This is a genomic window from Embleya sp. NPDC005971, from assembly GCF_040629175.1.
Classification (GTDB): domain Bacteria; phylum Actinomycetota; class Actinomycetes; order Streptomycetales; family Streptomycetaceae; genus Embleya.
On the sequence record NZ_JBEXUX010000012.1, the window covers coordinates 68732 to 85151 of the forward strand.

Sequence of the window (16420 nt, forward strand, 5' to 3'; positions counted from 1 at the left end):
TCCGTCTCGTATTGCGCGAACCGGTTGCGGGGGCGGCCGGCGGGGATGGGCTGTGGTCAGCGGTTTGCGGATCCGACGCCGTGCGACGCGGGCGGCGGCAGCCGGCGGCCGAACGGCGAGCGGCCGAGCAGTACATCGCTCGCCCGTTCGGTGAGCCCGCGTCTACCGGGGCCGGCCGTGGTCGGCGCGGTGGGACCGGCCGCGAGTGCGGCCCGGTAGCTCTCCACGGTACGCACTGCCGTGTTGCGCCAGGTGAACCGCTCCAGCACCCGGGCCCGGCCCGCCTCGGCCAGTCGGGCGCGCAGTTCGGGGTCCTCCAGCAACCGGGTGAGCGCGGCGCGCAGGGCCTCCGGGTCGCCCGGCGGCACCGCGAGGCAGGTCTCCCCGTCCGGGCCGGCGACCTCGGGGATCGCGCCGCCGGTGCTGGCCACGAGCGCGGTCCCGCAGGCCATCGCCTCGGCGGCGGGCAGCGAGAAGCCCTCGTAGAGCGAGGGCACGCAGGCGACCTCGGCGCTGCGGATCAGGTCGACCAGTTCGTCGTCGGTGAGTCCGGACACGAACCGGATCGCCGAGGTCAGGCCCAGCCGGTCGATCGCACGCAGCACCGGCCCGTCCCCCTTGGGACGGCCGACCACCACGAGTTCGACGTGGTCGTGGTCGGCGCGCAGCTTGGCGAGCGCCTCGACCAGGTGGATCAGGCCCTTGAGGGGGACGTCCGCGCTCGCGGTGGTGACGATCCGGCCGGGCACCTTGGCCACCGCGGGGTCCGGCGCGAACCGATCGGTGTCGGCGCCCACCGGGACCACGGTGACCCGGCTCGGCGAGACGCCGAGGTGGTCGACGATCTCCGCCTTGGAGGAGCCGGACACGGTGAGCACGTCGCTCAGCCGCGCGGACACCCGCTTTTGCATGGTGGTGAACCCGTACCAGCGGTGCAGCGTGGCCTTGCGCCGCAGCGTGGTGGCCTCGCCGATCTCCAGCGCGCGGTCCACCGTGATCGGGTGGTGGATCGTGGTCACCAGCGGGAACCCGAGTCGGGGCAGCGCGAGTTGGCCGTAGCCCAGCGTCTGGTTGTCGTGCACGATGTCGAACTCGCCGCGCCGGGCCGCCAGGTGCCGCCACGCGCGCAGCGAGAAGGTGAGCGGCTCGGGGAAGCCTGCGGTCAGCATGCCGCCGACCTCCAGGACGTCGATCCAGTCGCGGTATTCCTTCAACCCGGGCAGCCGGAACGGATCCGGGTCGCGATACAGGTCCAGGCTGGGCAGTGTGGTGAGCTTCACGCCCTCGTCCACGACCGCGTACGGCGGGCCGGAGATCACCTCGACCTCGTGGCCGAGCCGGGTGAGTTCGCGGGACAGGTGGCGGACGTAGACTCCCTGTCCGCCGCAGTACGGATCGCCGCGATACGCCAACAGGGCGATTCGCAGGGGTCGCTCCGGGGAGGTCCGCGCCGGGTCCACCCGGGCGTCCACGGCGGTTGCGGTCTCCCGGATCACGAATGGCCCCCTATCGCTGCCCTCGTCGGAGCATAGTAGTCGCGTAATCTAGAACAAGTTTCAGTAACTGCTCGTCGGAGACCAGCCAAGATACCGCCGGGTACCCACCGCGACGGGCACCGCGTGACCCGTAACACACCGGCCGGCGAACCGCCGCGCACCGAGAGGCTGACATGACGACGTATACGAAGGCCGACCGGGCGCCGCTCACCGAGCGGCAGGAGGCGCGCCGCCGGCGGATCCTGCGGGCGACCACCCAGCTTGCCGCCCGTGGCGGCTACGAATCGGTCCAGATGCGCGAGGTCGCCGAGCTGTCCGAGGTCGCGCTGGGCACGCTGTACCGGTACTTCCCGTCCAAGGTGCACCTGCTCGTGGCGACCATGTACGACCAGCTCGACCAGCTGCACGCCCAGCTTCGCCGACGACCGCCGCGCAGCGCGAACTCGCGCGAGCGGGTGGTGGACACCCTGCTGCGCGCGTTCAAGGGCATGCAGCGCGAGCCGCACCTGACCGAGGCGATGATGCGCGCGCTCCAGTTCGCGGACCGCTCGGTGGGCGCGGAGGTGGACACCGTCAGCCGGGAGACCACCACGATGATCCTGGAGGCGATCAGCGGCGACGAGCCGGCGGCCGAGCCGACCGCCGAGGACCTCGCGGTGATCCGGGTGATCACCCACACGTGGCACTCGTCGTTGATCGCGTGGCTGAACGGCCGCGCCTCGATCGCCCAGGTCCGTACCGACATCGAAACGGTCTGCCGGCTGATCCCGGAGGACTGAGCCCACGCCGGGGGCGGGCCGCTCCGACCCGCCCCGGCGTCGCAGCCGCCTCGCCTAGTCCGGCGGAAAAACGACCTTGCCCGAGCCCACCTCGATGATCGAGATCGCCTCGACCGGGCAGCTCTCGGCCGCCTCCAGGATCGCGTCCGAGGCGTCCATCTCCTCGACCCTGGGATGCGACTGCCGACCCGCGTCCAGCTTGAAATCGGTCGGGGCGCTGCCGATGCACATGCCCGAACCGATACAGACGCCTCTGTCGACCTCGACGCGCCAGCGATCACCCATCAGGAACACCTCTTCTTGGCTCGGCCTCGCGGGGCCTGGAACCGCCGGCCCACCCGTGCTTGGGCGGGCCGGCGGCGACGGTCAGATCTGCGCGTCGTAGCCCGCGGGCAACGCGATCGACTTGGCCTCGGTGTACGCGCCCAGGCCCTCGATGCCGAACTCGCGGCCGATGCCGGAGTTCTTGAAGCCGCCGAACGGGCCGAAAAAGTCCAGGCCGAACGTGTTCACCGAGTAGGTGCCGGTACGGATCCGGCGGGCGACGTCGATGCCCTTCTCGGTGTCGTTGGTCCACACGCTGCCGGACAGCCCGAAGTCCGAGTCGTTGGCCAGCGCGATCGCGTGCTCCTCGTCGTCGTAGGCGATCAGCGCGACGACCGGGCCGAAGACCTCCTCCTGGGCGATCCGCATCGCGTTGTCCACGTCGCCGAACAGCGTGGGCTCGACGTACCAGCCCTTCTCCAGCGCCTCGGGCCGACCGCCGCCGGCGAGCAGCTTGGCGCCCTCCTCCTGGGCGATCCGGATGTAGTCGAACGAACGCTGCTGCTGCCGCTTGGCCACCAGCGGGCCGACCTGGGTGTCGGCCGCCATCGGGTCGCCGACCTTGAGCTCGCCGACCCACGCGGTGAAGCGCTCGGCGATCTCGTCGTAGCGGCTGCGCGGCGCCAGGATGCGGGTCTGCGCGACGCACGCCTGGCCGTTGTTCATGTACGAGTTGGGCAGCAGCGTCGTGGCGGTGTGCTCCAGGTCGGCGTCCGGCAGGATGATCGCCGCCGACTTGCCGCCCAGTTCCAGGGTGACCCGGGTGAGGTTGCGCGCGGCGACCTCCATGATGCGCTTGCCCGCGCCGACCGAGCCGGTGAACGCGACCTTGTCGATGCCGGGGTGGCCGACCAGGTACTCGCTGACCTCGCGGTCGGCGGCGACGATGCTCAGCACGCCGTCCGGGAGGCCGGCCTCCCGGCAGATCTCGGCCAGGATGTACGAGTCGAGCGGGGTCTCCGGGGACGGCTTGAGCACGATCGTGCAGCCGGCCGCGATCGCCGGCGCCAACTTGGCGGCGGTGACGAACTGCGGGACGTTCCACGGCACCACGGCGGCCACCACGCCGACCGGCTCGCGGCGGATCAGCAGCGGGTTGAGCAGGCCGGCCCGCTTCTCCTCCCACTGGTAGTCGCGGGCGATCTTGGCCACCGTGTCGTAGATCATCCCGGCGCCGATGGCCTGCGCGAACAGGCCCCAGCCGACCGGCGAACCGTTCTGCGAGCCGACCACCTCGGCGATCTCCTGCGAACGCGTCATGAAGCCGTCGCGGATCTTCTCCAGGATGGTGATCCGCTCGTCCAACGACATCCGCGGCCACGGGCCCTCTTCGAACGCCTTGCGCGCGGCGGCCACCGCGGCGTCCACGTCCGCGGTCGAGGCGTGCGGAACACGCGCGATGACCTCTTCGGTGTGGGGCGAGACGACCTCGATCGTGTCCTTGCCAATCGGGTCCACCAGCTTGCCGCCGATGACCAGTTGGCTGTGCTCCACGATATCCGTCATCACGGTCCTCCTCGGTGCGGGCGTGCACACACGCTGCGCGATACAGGGGCTTGCGGGCTATGAGCAGAACTCTGACTAGAACAGATATCAGTTTGCCGATGAGGGAACAACGCATTCGGGGCTCGAATGAGACTGGAGTCTCATCGGCTGACAGGTAAGGATCGTACGTGTCGGATCTCGATCTGACGACCCCTCAAGTCACCCGTGCGGTGGTGTATGAGAGAACGTGTTCTATGGTGATCAACGAAGCCGGGCGGGCATCCGGCCTTCGGCTGGCGCCACTTCGAGAACCGTCGAGAAGGAGGCCGCCCGTGACCACCGCGCCCGACCGCCCCATCCCACCCGCTCCCCGTGTCGCCGATCTGGGCAACGGAGTGTGGACCGTCCCGGTTCCGATCCCGAACAATCCGCTCGGTTGCACGCTCGTCTATGTGCTGGAAACCGACGCGGGACCGGTCCTGGTCGACTCGGGCTGGGACGACCCGGTCTCCTACCGGGCCCTGGTCGACGGCCTGGTCGAGGTCGGCACCTCGATCGAGGACGTGCACGGCGTCCTGGTCACCCACGCGCACCCCGACCACCACGGGTTGTCCGAGAAGGTGCGCGAGGTCTCCGGCGCCTGGGTCGCGCTGCACGCGGCGGACGCCGAGCAGGTCGAGCAGATCAACAGCGCGCCGCGCGCCGCGTGGCTGCGGCACCACCTGGAGGTGCTCACCCTCGCGGGCGCACCGCAGGAGGCCCTGGACGCGCTCACCGGCCTGCGCACCGCCGCGGCCGGCAACCGCCCGCGCCTGCACTACGCGGTGCCGGACCGCGAGTTGGTGCACGGCGAGCTCGCGCCCGTGCCCGGCCGCACGGTGCGCACGGTGTGGACGCCCGGCCACACGCCCGGCCACGTCTGCCTGCACCTGGAGGGCGGCGACGGGCGGTTGCTCTCCGGCGACCACCTGCTGCCCTCGATCACGCCGCACATCGGACTCTACGACGATGCCGAGGAGGCCGACCCGCTGGGCGACTTCCTGGCCTCGCTGACACGTGTCGCGCGGTTGCCGATCACCGGCGTGCTGCCCGCGCACGAACACGCCTTCGCGGACGCCGCGGGCCGGGCGGCGGAGGTGGCCGCGTTGCACGAGGTGCGGCTCGCGGCACTGCACACCCGGCTGCGCGCGGCGTCGCTGACCCTGTGGCAGATCGCCGAGGGCATGGACTGGAACCGGCCGTGGGCGCGGTTGGGCGCGCAGAATCGGCAACTGGCCCTCAGCGAGGCCGCCGCGCACCTGCGTCACCTGGTCAAGCGCGGGCGGGCGACGGCCGAGTCCGGTGCCGACCCCGTGCGCTATACGGCCGTGTGACGCTCGGGGCCCGCGGGACGCCCGGGTAGGGTGGCGAGGACTCTCGACAGTCGCCCCGCGGTGCGATCCGTGGGGCGCGGTGCGATCCGCACAGCGTTCAGCGAAAGGCCATGCATGCCCTCCCCCCGACGTCGCGGGCGCGCCGCGGCGGCCTCCGTGCTCACGACGGCACTGTTGTGCTCGGTCTGGACGGGGGGTGTGGCCGGCGCCGCGCCGACGCCGCCGCCGCCCGGCGGTGCGCTCGGGGCGGGCATGGGCGCCTCGGCGCCGCCCACGACCGTCTCCGGGTCCACCGTCCGGCCGATAGTGGCGCTCTCGCCCGTTCCGGCCCGCAAGGCGCAGTCCGGCCCCGTGCCGCCCGCGCTGTACGGGAAGAGCGATCCGAGCGCGGACGGGGTCTACCGGCAGTCGCTGGCGATCCTGGCGCTGGCCTCGACCGACAGCACGCCGGCCCCGACCGCGATCGAGTGGCTGCTCGGACAGCAGTGCGCGGACGGCGGCTTCACCGCCTACCGCGCCGATCCGGCCGCGCCGTGCGACGCCGATCGGGAGGACACCGTCGCCACGGCGACCGCGATGGAGGCGTTGCGCGCGCTGCGTACGTACGACACGCGGGTCGCCCGAGGGGGCGACTGGCTCCGGTCCAAGCAACTCCCGGACGGCTCGTTCGCGGCCGTCCCCGGTCCGAACGCGATCGGCGATCCGACCGCGACGGCGGCGGCGATCAGCGCGATCGTCACCGCCGGCCGCTCGCCGGAGTTGCTCAAGTCGCCGCAGGGCCGCACGCCGACCGACGCGCTCAGGGCCGCCCAGTTGGGCTGCACCGCGCCGGAGCCGGACCGGGGCGCGTTCGCGGCGGGCCCGGGGGCACCGGTCGACCCGCTGCTGAGTGGCCGCTCGGTGCTCGCGCTCGGCTACGGGACCCAACCGGCGGTCCCCGCACCCTCGATCGCGATCACGCCGCTGGTGTGCCCCGGCGCCGAGCCGAACCGGCAGGCGGCGGCGCAGGGCGGCGCGGCGTGGCTGATCGCCAAGCTGAAGGCGGGCGGCAACCACATCGGTGGGCCGACCGACTTCGATGCCACGGTGGCCGCGGTGCAGGCGCTGTCGGCGACCGGGCACCCGGCCGAGGCGGGCGCGGCGGCCGACTGGCTGGCCGCCGGCGCCAAGACGATGGCGGGCAACGACCCGGTCCGGCTCGCGTCGCTGATCCTGGCGGCCGTGGCGACGAACCGCACGGTGACCACGTTCGGCGGCCTGGATCTGCCGAACCTGCTCGCGGCCACCGGCCCGGCCGCGACGCCGACCGCGGACATGACCAATCAGAGCAATCTGATCGACGGCCCGGAGGACCACACGCTACGGGACACGGTGGGCGCGGTGATCGCGGTGCTGCTGGCCGCCACCTTGATCCTGGGCATGCGGCGGGGTCGCCGCGAGGACTGAGCGCCTGCCGGAACGGGGGCGGCCCGGCCGGGCCGCCCCCGTTCCGGTGTCCGGGTCCGCTCAGTGCCTGCGGCCCGGCGTCACCTCGTGCGTCTCCAGTCGGCGTGCCTCGTCGTCGGTGAACACCCGGGAGCGGATCAGGAATCGCCTGCCGGTGGGCGCCTCGACCGAGAATCCGCCGCCCCGCCCGGGCACCACGTCCACGGTCAGGTGGGTGTGCCGCCAGTACTCGTACTGCGCCGCGGACATGTAGAACGGCTGCTCCGCGACCCAGCCCAGCAACACGTCGGCGTCGCCGACCAGGAACTCCCCGCGCGGGTAGCACATCGGCGACGACCCGTCGCAACATCCGCCCGACTGGTGGAACAACAACGGCCCGTGTTCGGCCGCGAGTTCGGCCACCAGGTCGGCGGCGGCCGCGGTGATCGCGACCTTCTCCACCGAGCCGGCCCACCCCTCGGGCCCGCTCGGCGTCCGCACCGGTTCGTCCATCAGAAGAATCCGAGCTTCTTCGCCGAGTAACTGACCAGCATGTTCTTGGTGTTCTGGTAGTGGCCGAGCATCATCCGGTGGTTCTCCCGACCCATGCCGGACGCCTTGTATCCGCCGAACGCCGCGTGTGCGGGGTAGGCGTGGTAGCAGTTGGTCCACACCCGGCCGGCCTTGATCTCCCGGCCGAACCGGTAGGCCCGCGTCGCGTCCCGGGTCCACACGCCCGCGCCCAGGCCGTACAGCGTGTCGTTGGCGATCCGCAGCGCCTCGGCGTCGTCGCGGAAGGTGGTCACCGAGACCACCGGGCCGAAGATCTCCTCCTGGAAGATCCGCATGTCGTTGCTGCCCTTGAAGATGGTCGGCTCGACGTAGTAGCCGTCCTCGAAGCCCTCGACCACCTTGCGCGCGCCGCCGGTCAGGATCTCGGCGCCCTCCTGCCGGCCGATGTCGAGGTAGGAGAGGATCTTCTCCAACTGGTCGTTGGACGCCTGCGCGCCGACCATGGTCGCCGGATCGAGCGGGTTGCCCTGCACGATCGCCCGGGTGCGCGCCAACGCGCGCTCGATGAACCGGTCGTAGATCGACTCGTGGATCAGCGCCCGGGACGGACAGGTACAGACCTCGCCCTGGTTGAGCGCGAACATCACGAATCCCTCGATCGCCTTGTCGAAGAAGTCGTCGTCCTGGTCGGCCACGTCGGCGAAGAAGATGTTCGGGCTCTTGCCGCCGAGTTCGACGGTCACCGGGATGATGTTCTGCGAGGCGTACTGCAGGATGAGCCGACCGGTGGTGGTCTCGCCGGTGAAGGCGACCTTGGCCACCCGGTTGCTGCTCGCGAGCGGCTTGCCGGCCTCGAAGCCGAAGCCGTTGATCACGTTGAGCACGCCGGGCGGCAGCAGGTCGGCGATCAGTTCGATCAGCACCAGGATGCTCACCGGGGTCTGCTCGGCGGGCTTGAGCACCACGCAGTTCCCGGCCGCGAGCGCCGGTGCGAGCTTCCACGTGGCCATCAGCAGCGGGAAGTTCCACGGGATGATCTGCGCCACCACGCCGAGCGGCTCGTGGAAGTGGTACGCGACGGTGTCCTCGTCGAGCTGCGAGATGGAGCCCTCCTGGGCCCGGATCACCCCGGCGAAGTAGCGGAAGTGGTCTATCGCCAGCGGCAGATCGGCGGCCAATGTCTCGCGGACCGGCTTGCCGTTCTCCCACGACTCGGTGACCGCGAGGCGTTCGAGGTTCTGCTCGATGCGATCGGCGATCCGCAGCAGGATCAGCGACCGCTCGGTGACGCTGGTCCGTCCCCACGCGTCGGCGGCGGCGTGTGCGGCGTCCAGCGCGAGTTCGACGTCCTCGGCGGTGGAGCGGGCCACCTCGCAGAACGGCTGTCCGGTCACGGGGGTGATGTCGTCGAAGTACCGGCCCTGCACGGGCGGCACCCACTTGCCCCCGATGTAGTTGTCGTACCGGGGTTCGAAGGTGACGATGCTGTCCGGTTGGCCGGGCTGACTGTAGACCACGCGAGCCTCCGCTTCCGTTGCCGTGCAGTGGGCATGACGGACCATCAGCGGCATTCACCCGGGCCGTGCCGCGGCTCGGGGCGCCTGCGGCCGACGCTAGTCGCTCGGGAGCCGGCGGTCACGGGTTCGCCGGGGGAATACCCGCTTCCGGCGCAGTGGTCGGTCGCCGATTCAACGCGCATTCATCTGGATGTCACGTGTGACATATGCCATTGTACTCGTCGTCGTGTTCTCACCGTGGACCACCGACCGTGGTCCACCCGTGCCCCGAAGGGCCGTACATGAGTGCTCACGTACGCCGGAGAAAGTGGTTTGCCACAAGCGTTCCCCTCTTGGCGCTGGCCGTCGCGGTACTGCCGATCGCAGTACCGGCGGCGGCCTCGGCCGCCCCCGTCCCGAGCGCGAACTCGCGGGTCGGGCAAGCGAACACGGCGACGGCGGCCGATCCGGGCGACGAGGTCGACCGGATCGGCTCGCCGCTCTCGCTCGGCCCCGACCGAGGTCCGGGGCCGGCCGACGCAAGCAACGCCGAGGCACCCGGCCGAGGCCCGTCCCCGGCGGACCTCCCGCTCGGCCCGCCCGCGCACCAGCGCGCCACGACCGCCGCCGCGGTGCCGGGGTGCACCCTCGCCGAGTTCTCCGCACTGTCCCCACCGGCGCTGGTCGACTTCCTCACCCGCGTCGACGTCGGACCCGATTGCCTGCGCGGCTTCCTGTGGACCTATACGCCCGAGTTGGGCCGGGTGCTGACGCCGGCTCACCTCCAGGCGGTACTGGCCCGGATCACCGCGCTGGCGCCCGGTTACGACGGCACCAACGCGTCGCACCTGTACGAACTCTGGTACTTCACGCACGCCGCGCTCTATCTCGACTGGGACAACCCGGCGATCGACCTGCGCGGACCGGCGGTGGTGGCGGCGATCAACACGGCGGCCGACGCCTTCCGCGCCGGGCCGCACGCGTTCGACGTCACCCCCACCTCGGGCGCGCTGCTGCGCGAGGTGCTGATCAGCGCCGACGTCGACGGCGTCCGTCAGCACCAACTGCCGCTGCTTACCCGGGTGTTCCGGGACATGGACGGCACCACCAACGCCTGGCAGAGCCCGAACCGCCCGGCCGCCACGCTGGCCGCGCAGAACATCGCCTACCACGGCATCTACAACCACGACGCGGGCTTCATCGCCGCCGTGCAGGCCGATCCGGCGTACCGGGCCGGGCTCAAGGCATTCGTCGGCTACCGGCACCTGAACACGCCGGGCACGTCGGGGCTGCTGCGCAACGGCGTGCTGGAGTACGGCCGACTCGGGCAGATCGGGAGCCTGACCGCGGAGACCGTGGCCGGCCTGGGCACGCTGCTCACCGACACGGAGGGTTGGTACGGCCGGTTCTCCGTGCCGTGGAGCGAGGTCGCGCACTGGCTGGAGAACTACGGCAGTTGCCATGCCGCGGGCGTGTGTCGGGCCGACGTCGAGGCGATGGTCTTCCCGAACACGTACACCTACGACCTGGGCGACATCGAGGTGCACACGTCCCTCGACCGGGCCACCGTCGAGCAGTTGTACTACGCGTCCAAGCAGGTCAAGGAGCAGTTCTTCCGCACGATCGGCAGCGACCTGCCGCTCGCCGGCGACCCGAACCACAAGCTGACGGTCCGGCTCTACGCGAGCATGGCCGACTACCACACCTACCAGCCGTTCCTGTACGGCTACTCGACCGGCAACGGCGGGTTGTACATCGAGGAGGGCGCGACCTTCTACACGTACCAGCGCGTCGTGCCGCGTGATTCCCTCCTCCAGTTGGAGGAGTTGTTCCGCCACGAGTACACCCACTACCTCAACGGCCGCTGGGCGGTGCCCGGTTCGTTCGGCCAGGGACCCTGGTACGCGGAGAACCGGACGACGGCCTTCGACGAGGGCATGGCCGAATACCTGGCCGGCTCGACCCGTGACCAGGGCGTGAAACTGCGCAAGTCACTGGTCACCAAGGTGATCTCGGACGTGCAGAAGTACGGCAGCCGCCCCACCGTCCGCGAGACCCTGCACTTCGAGTACGACGACGACGGCTACTTCTTCCGCTACTACGCCTACTCCGGTTCGTTCTTCTCGATGCTCGGCCGCGACCACCCCGACCTGCTCACCGAGATGTACACCCACCTGCGCGGCAACGACGTGGCCGGCTACGACGCCTTCCTGGACCGGGTCAGCGGACCGACCTTCCAGGCCGAGTTCGACACCTACCTCGACCGGCAGATCGCCGGCGTGGACAACCTGATCGTCCCGGTGGCCACCTACACCCCGACCGCCCGACTCTCGGCGACCGGGCCCGACTACATCCGCCAGGTCTTCCGCCAGGCCACCGCCAACGACCCGACCTCGTGCACCGCGACCCGGGAAGCCCAGCCGCGCTTCACCTGCAAGGGCTCGATCACCGCGAACATCGGCTCGACCGACCCCGGCCGCATGCACAAGGACATGGCCGCCACGGTCGACTACTTCATCCTCACCCGCGCCGGCGCGGCCCTGAACAACCTCGCCGACATGAACTGCCACTTCGCCCCACCGGTCCCCTGGCCCAACACCCTCGCCGCCACCTCCCCCTACACCTGCGAAGGCCCCCTCCGCCCCTGACCACACCCCCGATCGACGGCCCCGAGCGCTGCCCACCCCGCGCCCGGGGCCGTCCCACGCCCGATCAGGTGGAGGCGGTCCCGGACTGCTTCAAGCCGTCATAGGCGGCCCTGAGGTCGGCGGCCTCCGGCATACGGCGGCCCTCGACCACCTTCACGACGTCGAGCACCCGCCAGTGGCCGGACGGCACGACCCTGCGCGAGGAGATGGCGCGTCGGGCTGCGTCGCACGCCTCGTCGATTTTGCCGACGCCAAGCAGAATCAAGGCCGGGTCGAGATGCGCGACTGCGGCCCGGCGCACCAATTTTCCTTCCGGCTCCTTCGGTGCGAGCCGAGCAATCACCTCTCCGGCATATTCCTCGGCAGCCGGATCTCCGAGCGTACGTCTCGCGCGACAAACCCGGACGCGCGGATGCCCGACCCTCCTGGGCGGTCGCTTGGATGGCCACCGGGGAACCCCGGGGCCTGGCACGACCGTTCCGAATGACCGGCAATCCTTGAGCCGGCGCCACACCGGGCGGGGGCGGCACGCCGGCGCGTGTCGGGCACACTGGGGTCATGTCTGTGGTGAAGATCAACGCGCTGACCGTACCCGCCGAGATGCGGGAGACCCTGGAGCAGCGATTCGCGTCGCGCGCCGGGATGGTGGACTCGCAGGACGGCTTCGAGTGGTTCGAGCTGCTGCGCCCGGTCGAAGGGACCGACAAGTACCTCGTCTACACCCGCTGGCGCAGCGAGGAGGACTTCAAGGCGTGGATGGCCGGGAACATGCAGGCCGCCCACGCACAGGGCGACGGCGCCGAGCGCCCCAAGCCCGCCTCCACCGACTCGGCCCTGTGGTCCTTCGAGGTCGTGCAAAGCAACGGCCCGAAAGCCTGACCCGCTCCGCCGACGCCTGCCCCGGTACTAGCCTTGGCGCCATGCCTCGCTATGACTACCGCTGCCGCGCCTGTGGACTCACCTACGAACTCAACCGCCCGATGTCGGCGGCGAACGACCCCGCCACCTGCCCGGACGGCCACACCGACAGCACAAAGCTCCTGTCGACCGTCGCCGTGGCAACGGGCGCCTCCGCCCCCAGCACGGGCGGCGGAGGCGGCGGAGGCTGCTGCGGCGGAGGTTGCTGCGCCTGACCTTCGACCCGACCGACACATCGCGCCGAAGCCCTCGACGATCGGCACCGCCCGGCGGTAGGACCCACCGGGTGGACCACGCCTACGCGGCCAGGACCTCCGGGATCTCCTTGTCGCATTCCCAGTGGGCGAGGGCCGAGCGGTCGAGGAGGATCACCCCGGCGCCGGCCGCGAGGGCTTCGGCCTTGGTGGAGAAGCAGCCCGCCGTGGTCGCCAGGAGCAGTGGCCCCGGCCGCTTCGTGTCCGGGCCGGCGGCGAGCGCGGATACGAAGTCCTCGACCACCCCGCCCGCCACCGGGCCCGGGCCCTCCGCGCTGCGGCAGCGGAGCAGGGCCGGGGTGCCGTCGCCGCGCCTGGCGTGGATGTCCACCGCGTACGCGTCCTCGACCACGCGCACCGTCTCGACCTCGGCCAGCCCGTCCCGCTCGCACAGTTCGGCCACGTGCTCGGCCAGCCGGGTCGGGTCCATCCGGTCCAGGCGGGCCTTCGCGTCCCGCAGCGCGGTGTCGTCGCAATATTCGGCCGACTCCCCGGCCCGAGGCCGATATCCGACCAGCCAGATGACCGAACCGAGCACCGCCGCGGCCGCGACGTAGACCACCATCATGGCGTCGGACTGGTCGAACCGAAGACCCTCGAGGACGAACCAGATCCCGACGGCGAGGAGTTCGAGCCCGGCGACCAGGATGGCCAGATTGAGGTAGGCCCTCACCCTCGTACGTGCCATGTCCGTCGTCCCCCCGGTGACGCTTCGGCCGGTCGTGCACGTGGTCGTACTCATCGTCGTATTCGTGGTCGTGCTCGTGTCGTTCACGCCGTCCCGATCCGATCGGCGCGACCGACTCGGTCGGTCACACCATCGTTCCCCTATTGCTGTCCCGACGTTTGGGACACCTGCTCGGTTCCCGCCCCGAACAACAACCGGACACCCTACGAAATGCCACTCACGCACCATCCGGCAGGTTGGTCCACCCGCGACCGTCCGCCTTGCCGTACCAACCGCTCGCGGCGGTCGTACCGCCGTCCACCGGGATCAGATGACCCGTCACATACGACGATGCGGCACTCGCCAGGAAGAGCACAACCTTCGCGTAGTCATCGGGTTCGCCGAATCGCGCCATCGGCACCCACGAACCGATCAACTCGGGGTCACGGTCCCGCAATTTCGCCTCATATGTCGTCTGCGGCGTGTTCGCCATGTCCGGCGCGATCGCGTTGACCCGGACCCCCTTGCGCGCCACGTCCACCGCGAGGCTCTTGGTGAACGCGATGATCGCCGCGTTGTAGGCGGAGTACACCGGGCAGCCCGGGATGCCCCGCAGCGCCTCGACGGTGGACACGTTCACGATGCTTCCCGAGCCACGCTCGATCATCTGCGGCAGCACCGCGTGGGTGACCCGCAACACATGCTCGAAGTTGATCGCGTGCAGCGCCCGCCACTGCTCCTCCGTGCTGCGCAGGAAGGTGGTCGAGGGCCGATAGTCGCCGACGTTGTTCACGAGTACGTCCGCGCCGCCCGCCGCCGCGGCGGCGTCCCGCAGCCGTTCCACGGTGGCCGACTCGCGAATGTCGCCGAGCACCACCCGCACCCGGCCGCCGGCCGCCTCGATGTCCTTTCGGGCCTGCTCGGCCCAATCCGCGTCGATGTCGTTCAGCACCACGAGCGCACCCGCTCGGGCCAGCAGCCGGGAGACCCCGCCGCCGATGCCCGCGCCGCCTCCGGTGACGACCGCGACCTGACCGGCGAGGGGTTCGGGATCAAGCATGGATGGTGCCTCCTCGGCGAATGTGACGATGCGTCAGATCTGCGCATGCTCTCCCAGGTCGCCCACGAGGTCAACGGCGGTGCTCCGGCAAACGATCACCGGAGTGCCGATCGACGCGGTCGCGACCCGCCCCGGTATACGTTCGAATGGATTCGAGAGACCGACGGGTCGGCACCGGCCGACCCCCACACCGACGCAGACGAGGGATCACATGGACATCACGGTCGAGGACGTCCCGGCACAGAACCGCTTCGAGGCCCGGATCGACGGCGACCTGGCCGGCTTCGCCGACTACATGACCACCGACGTGCTGATCGTGTTCACCCACACGGAGGTGGACCCGAGGTTCGAGGGCAAGGGCGTCGGCAGCGCACTCGTCCGCGGGGCACTCGATCGGGTACGCACCGGCAATCGCAAGGTCCTGCCGCTGTGCCCCTTCGTCAAGACCTGGATCGGCAGGCACCCCGACTACTTCGACCTCGTCTACGACGCCCCGCCGAGCAAGGTCACCGACTGACCCCGCACCCACGACGCCATCATGTGCGGATGACCTCGCTGCTCTTCGTCTGCACCGGCAACGCCACCCGCTCGGTGATCGCGGGCGAGCTCGCCCGGACGGCCCGACCCGATTGGCCGGTGGCCACGGCCGGCACCTTCGTGGTCGAGGGCCTGGCGATCAGTTGGCGCACCCGCAGCGCCCTGGCCGAACTGGGCCTGTGGGCGCCCGGACACCGCAGCACCCAACTCACCGACGCGCACGTGGCCGCCGCCGACCTGGTGATCACCCAGGAGTACCAACAGGTCCAGTACATCCGTCGGCACCACCCGCACGGCGCCGCCCGCACCGCGACGCTCAAACGCCTGGTCCGCGACCTGCCCGCCGCCGGCCCGACGGACCGACCCCTGGCCCCTCGGCTCGCCGGGCTCGACCTCGCCTCGGTCGAACTCGAACCGGACTGGGAGGACGTGGTCGACCCGGGCGGCGGCGAGGTCGCCGATTTCGTCGCGTGTGCGCACGAACTGGCCGCCCTGATGCATGATCTGCTCCCTCGGTTGGGCGCCCGCGTGGGCTCACCGTAGGCTCGACTCCCGTGAACAGCCTGCGCATGATCGACACCTGGCCCGTCGGGAAGGCCGCTGCCGCCGTGATCACCCGGGACGGGGTGGTCAAGGGTGAGCACGGCCCGGTGGACGAGCCGTTCCGACTCGCCTCGGTGACCAAGTTGCTCACCGCGTACGCGGCGCTCGCCGCGATCGAGGAGGGCGCGATCGATCCCGGCGACGCGGCCGGCCCACCGGGATCCACGATCCGCCACCTCCAGGCGCACACCTCGGGCCTGGCCTTCGACGAGGACCGCGTCCTCGCCGGGCCCGGTCGCAAGCGCATCTACTCGAACACCGGCTTCAACCTGCTCGGGGCCACCATCGAGAAGGCGTGCGACATCCCGTTCGGCGAGTACGTCCGCCAGGCGGTCTTCGCGCCGCTGGGCATGACCGAGACCACGATCGGCGACTCCCCCGCGGCCGGCGGCATCTCCACCGTGCGCGACCTGAGCCGGTTCGCGGCCGAGCTGCTCGCCCCGCGCCTGCTCGCCCCGGAGACGGTGCGCGAGGCCACCGGTGTGGTCTTCCCCGGCCTGGACGGCGTACTGCCGGGCTACGGCACCCGGCGGCCCAACGACTGGGGGCTGGGCTTCGAGATCCGCGGCCACAAGTCGCCACACTGGACCGGGACCACCAACTCGCCCGCGACCTATGGCCACTTCGGCGCGTGCGGCACGTTCCTGTGGGTGGACCCGGAGCTGGACGCGGCCTGTGTGTGCCTGACGGACCGCGAGTTCGGCCCGTGGGCCGCCCAGGTCTGGCCGGTGCTCAACGACGCCGTGGTCGCCGAACTGCGCTGATCCGCCGATCCGGCCAACCGGGCGTCCCGGAGCGGCAGTTCGCTGCGGGGCGGCGGCCGCACGCCGAGTCACCCCTTC

At 70.9% G+C, this 16420-nt stretch carries 17 protein-coding genes; 9 read left to right on the forward strand and 8 right to left on the reverse strand.

The annotated features are described in order from the left end of the window. Positions 1-56: 56 nt before the first annotated feature. On the reverse strand, positions 57-1472 hold the full coding sequence (locus ABZ374_RS13450; RefSeq protein ID WP_360310482.1) for a glycosyltransferase family 4 protein: 1416 nt from the start codon (positions 1470-1472) through the stop codon (positions 57-59). 197 nt (positions 1473-1669) lie between these two features. Between ABZ374_RS13450 and ABZ374_RS13455 the strand changes: the two genes are divergently transcribed. Next, positions 1670-2275, forward strand: coding sequence for a TetR family transcriptional regulator (locus tag ABZ374_RS13455; protein WP_360310283.1), 606 nt, complete (start codon positions 1670-1672; stop codon positions 2273-2275). Between the two features lie 54 nt (positions 2276-2329). Here ABZ374_RS13455 and ABZ374_RS13460 read toward each other — a convergent pair whose 3' ends face one another. Both ABZ374_RS13460 and ABZ374_RS13465 read right to left on the reverse strand, forming a co-directional pair. Further along, positions 2330-2560 (reverse strand): ferredoxin, encoded by a 231-nt coding sequence (locus tag ABZ374_RS13460; protein ID WP_360310285.1) that lies wholly within the window; start codon positions 2558-2560, stop codon positions 2330-2332. A gap of 81 nt (positions 2561-2641) precedes the next feature. Beyond that, positions 2642-4105, reverse strand: coding sequence for an aldehyde dehydrogenase (locus tag ABZ374_RS13465; RefSeq protein WP_360310286.1), 1464 nt, complete (start codon positions 4103-4105; stop codon positions 2642-2644). Positions 4106-4416: 311 nt separating this feature from the next. On the opposite strand from ABZ374_RS13465, the gene ABZ374_RS13470 reads away from it, so the two are divergent. Continuing rightward, a complete protein-coding gene (locus ABZ374_RS13470; protein ID WP_360310288.1) occupies positions 4417-5457 on the forward strand; it encodes an MBL fold metallo-hydrolase in 1041 nt (346 codons plus the stop codon). 156 nt (positions 5458-5613) lie between these two features. Further along, positions 5614-6903, forward strand: a complete 1290-nt coding sequence (locus tag ABZ374_RS13475; RefSeq protein WP_360310290.1) for a prenyltransferase/squalene oxidase repeat-containing protein — start codon at positions 5614-5616, stop codon at positions 6901-6903. A gap of 60 nt (positions 6904-6963) precedes the next feature. On the opposite strand, the gene ABZ374_RS13480 is transcribed toward ABZ374_RS13475, so the two are convergent. Further along, the gene (locus ABZ374_RS13480) at positions 6964-7395 is read right to left on the reverse strand and encodes a DUF779 domain-containing protein (protein ID WP_360310292.1); all 432 of its coding nucleotides are present in this window, start codon (positions 7393-7395) and stop codon (positions 6964-6966) included. Beyond that, a complete protein-coding gene (gene adh, locus ABZ374_RS13485) occupies positions 7395-8912 on the reverse strand; it encodes an aldehyde dehydrogenase (protein ID WP_360310294.1) in 1518 nt (505 codons plus the stop codon). The genes ABZ374_RS13480 and adh overlap by 1 nt, the downstream gene beginning before the upstream one ends. Before the next feature lie 332 nt (positions 8913-9244). Here adh and ABZ374_RS13490 point away from each other — a divergent pair, with 332 nt between their 5' ends. Beyond that, complete coding sequence (locus tag ABZ374_RS13490) at positions 9245-11539, forward strand: collagenase (protein WP_360310296.1); 2295 nt, start codon at positions 9245-9247, stop codon at positions 11537-11539. Positions 11540-11603: 64 nt separating this feature from the next. Here the strand turns inward: ABZ374_RS13490 and ABZ374_RS13495 are convergent, their stop codons facing one another. Then, positions 11604-11882: a hypothetical protein gene (locus ABZ374_RS13495; protein ID WP_360310298.1), complete on the reverse strand. Its 279-nt coding sequence runs from the start codon at positions 11880-11882 to the stop codon at positions 11604-11606. Between the two features lie 215 nt (positions 11883-12097). Here ABZ374_RS13495 and ABZ374_RS13500 point away from each other — a divergent pair, with 215 nt between their 5' ends. Both ABZ374_RS13500 and ABZ374_RS13505 read left to right on the forward strand, forming a co-directional pair. Continuing rightward, a complete protein-coding gene (locus ABZ374_RS13500; protein ID WP_360310300.1) occupies positions 12098-12418 on the forward strand; it encodes an antibiotic biosynthesis monooxygenase in 321 nt (106 codons plus the stop codon). Between the two features lie 41 nt (positions 12419-12459). After that, entirely contained in the window at positions 12460-12672 is a 213-nt protein-coding gene (locus ABZ374_RS13505; protein WP_360310302.1) for a zinc ribbon domain-containing protein, read from the forward strand. 82 nt (positions 12673-12754) lie between these two features. On the opposite strand, the gene ABZ374_RS13510 is transcribed toward ABZ374_RS13505, so the two are convergent. Together ABZ374_RS13510 and ABZ374_RS13515 are read right to left on the reverse strand one after the other, a co-directional pair. After that, positions 12755-13399 (reverse strand): restriction endonuclease, encoded by a 645-nt coding sequence (locus ABZ374_RS13510; RefSeq protein ID WP_360310304.1) that lies wholly within the window; start codon positions 13397-13399, stop codon positions 12755-12757. 217 nt (positions 13400-13616) lie between these two features. Further along, positions 13617-14438, reverse strand: coding sequence for an SDR family oxidoreductase (locus ABZ374_RS13515; RefSeq protein ID WP_360310306.1), 822 nt, complete (start codon positions 14436-14438; stop codon positions 13617-13619). Between the two features lie 211 nt (positions 14439-14649). On the opposite strand from ABZ374_RS13515, the gene ABZ374_RS13520 reads away from it, so the two are divergent. The 3 genes from ABZ374_RS13520 to ABZ374_RS13530 are packed head-to-tail and all read left to right on the forward strand — an operon-like array spanning position 14650 to position 16342. Beyond that, positions 14650-14955 carry a GNAT family N-acetyltransferase gene (locus ABZ374_RS13520; protein WP_360310308.1) on the forward strand — a complete coding sequence of 102 codons (306 nt, stop codon included), beginning with the start codon at positions 14650-14652 and terminating at the stop codon, positions 14953-14955. Between the two features lie 29 nt (positions 14956-14984). Further along, a complete protein-coding gene (locus ABZ374_RS13525; RefSeq protein WP_360310310.1) occupies positions 14985-15518 on the forward strand; it encodes a hypothetical protein in 534 nt (177 codons plus the stop codon). A gap of 11 nt (positions 15519-15529) precedes the next feature. Next, a complete protein-coding gene (locus ABZ374_RS13530; protein WP_360310312.1) occupies positions 15530-16342 on the forward strand; it encodes a serine hydrolase domain-containing protein in 813 nt (270 codons plus the stop codon). Positions 16343-16420: the final 78 nt, after the last annotated feature.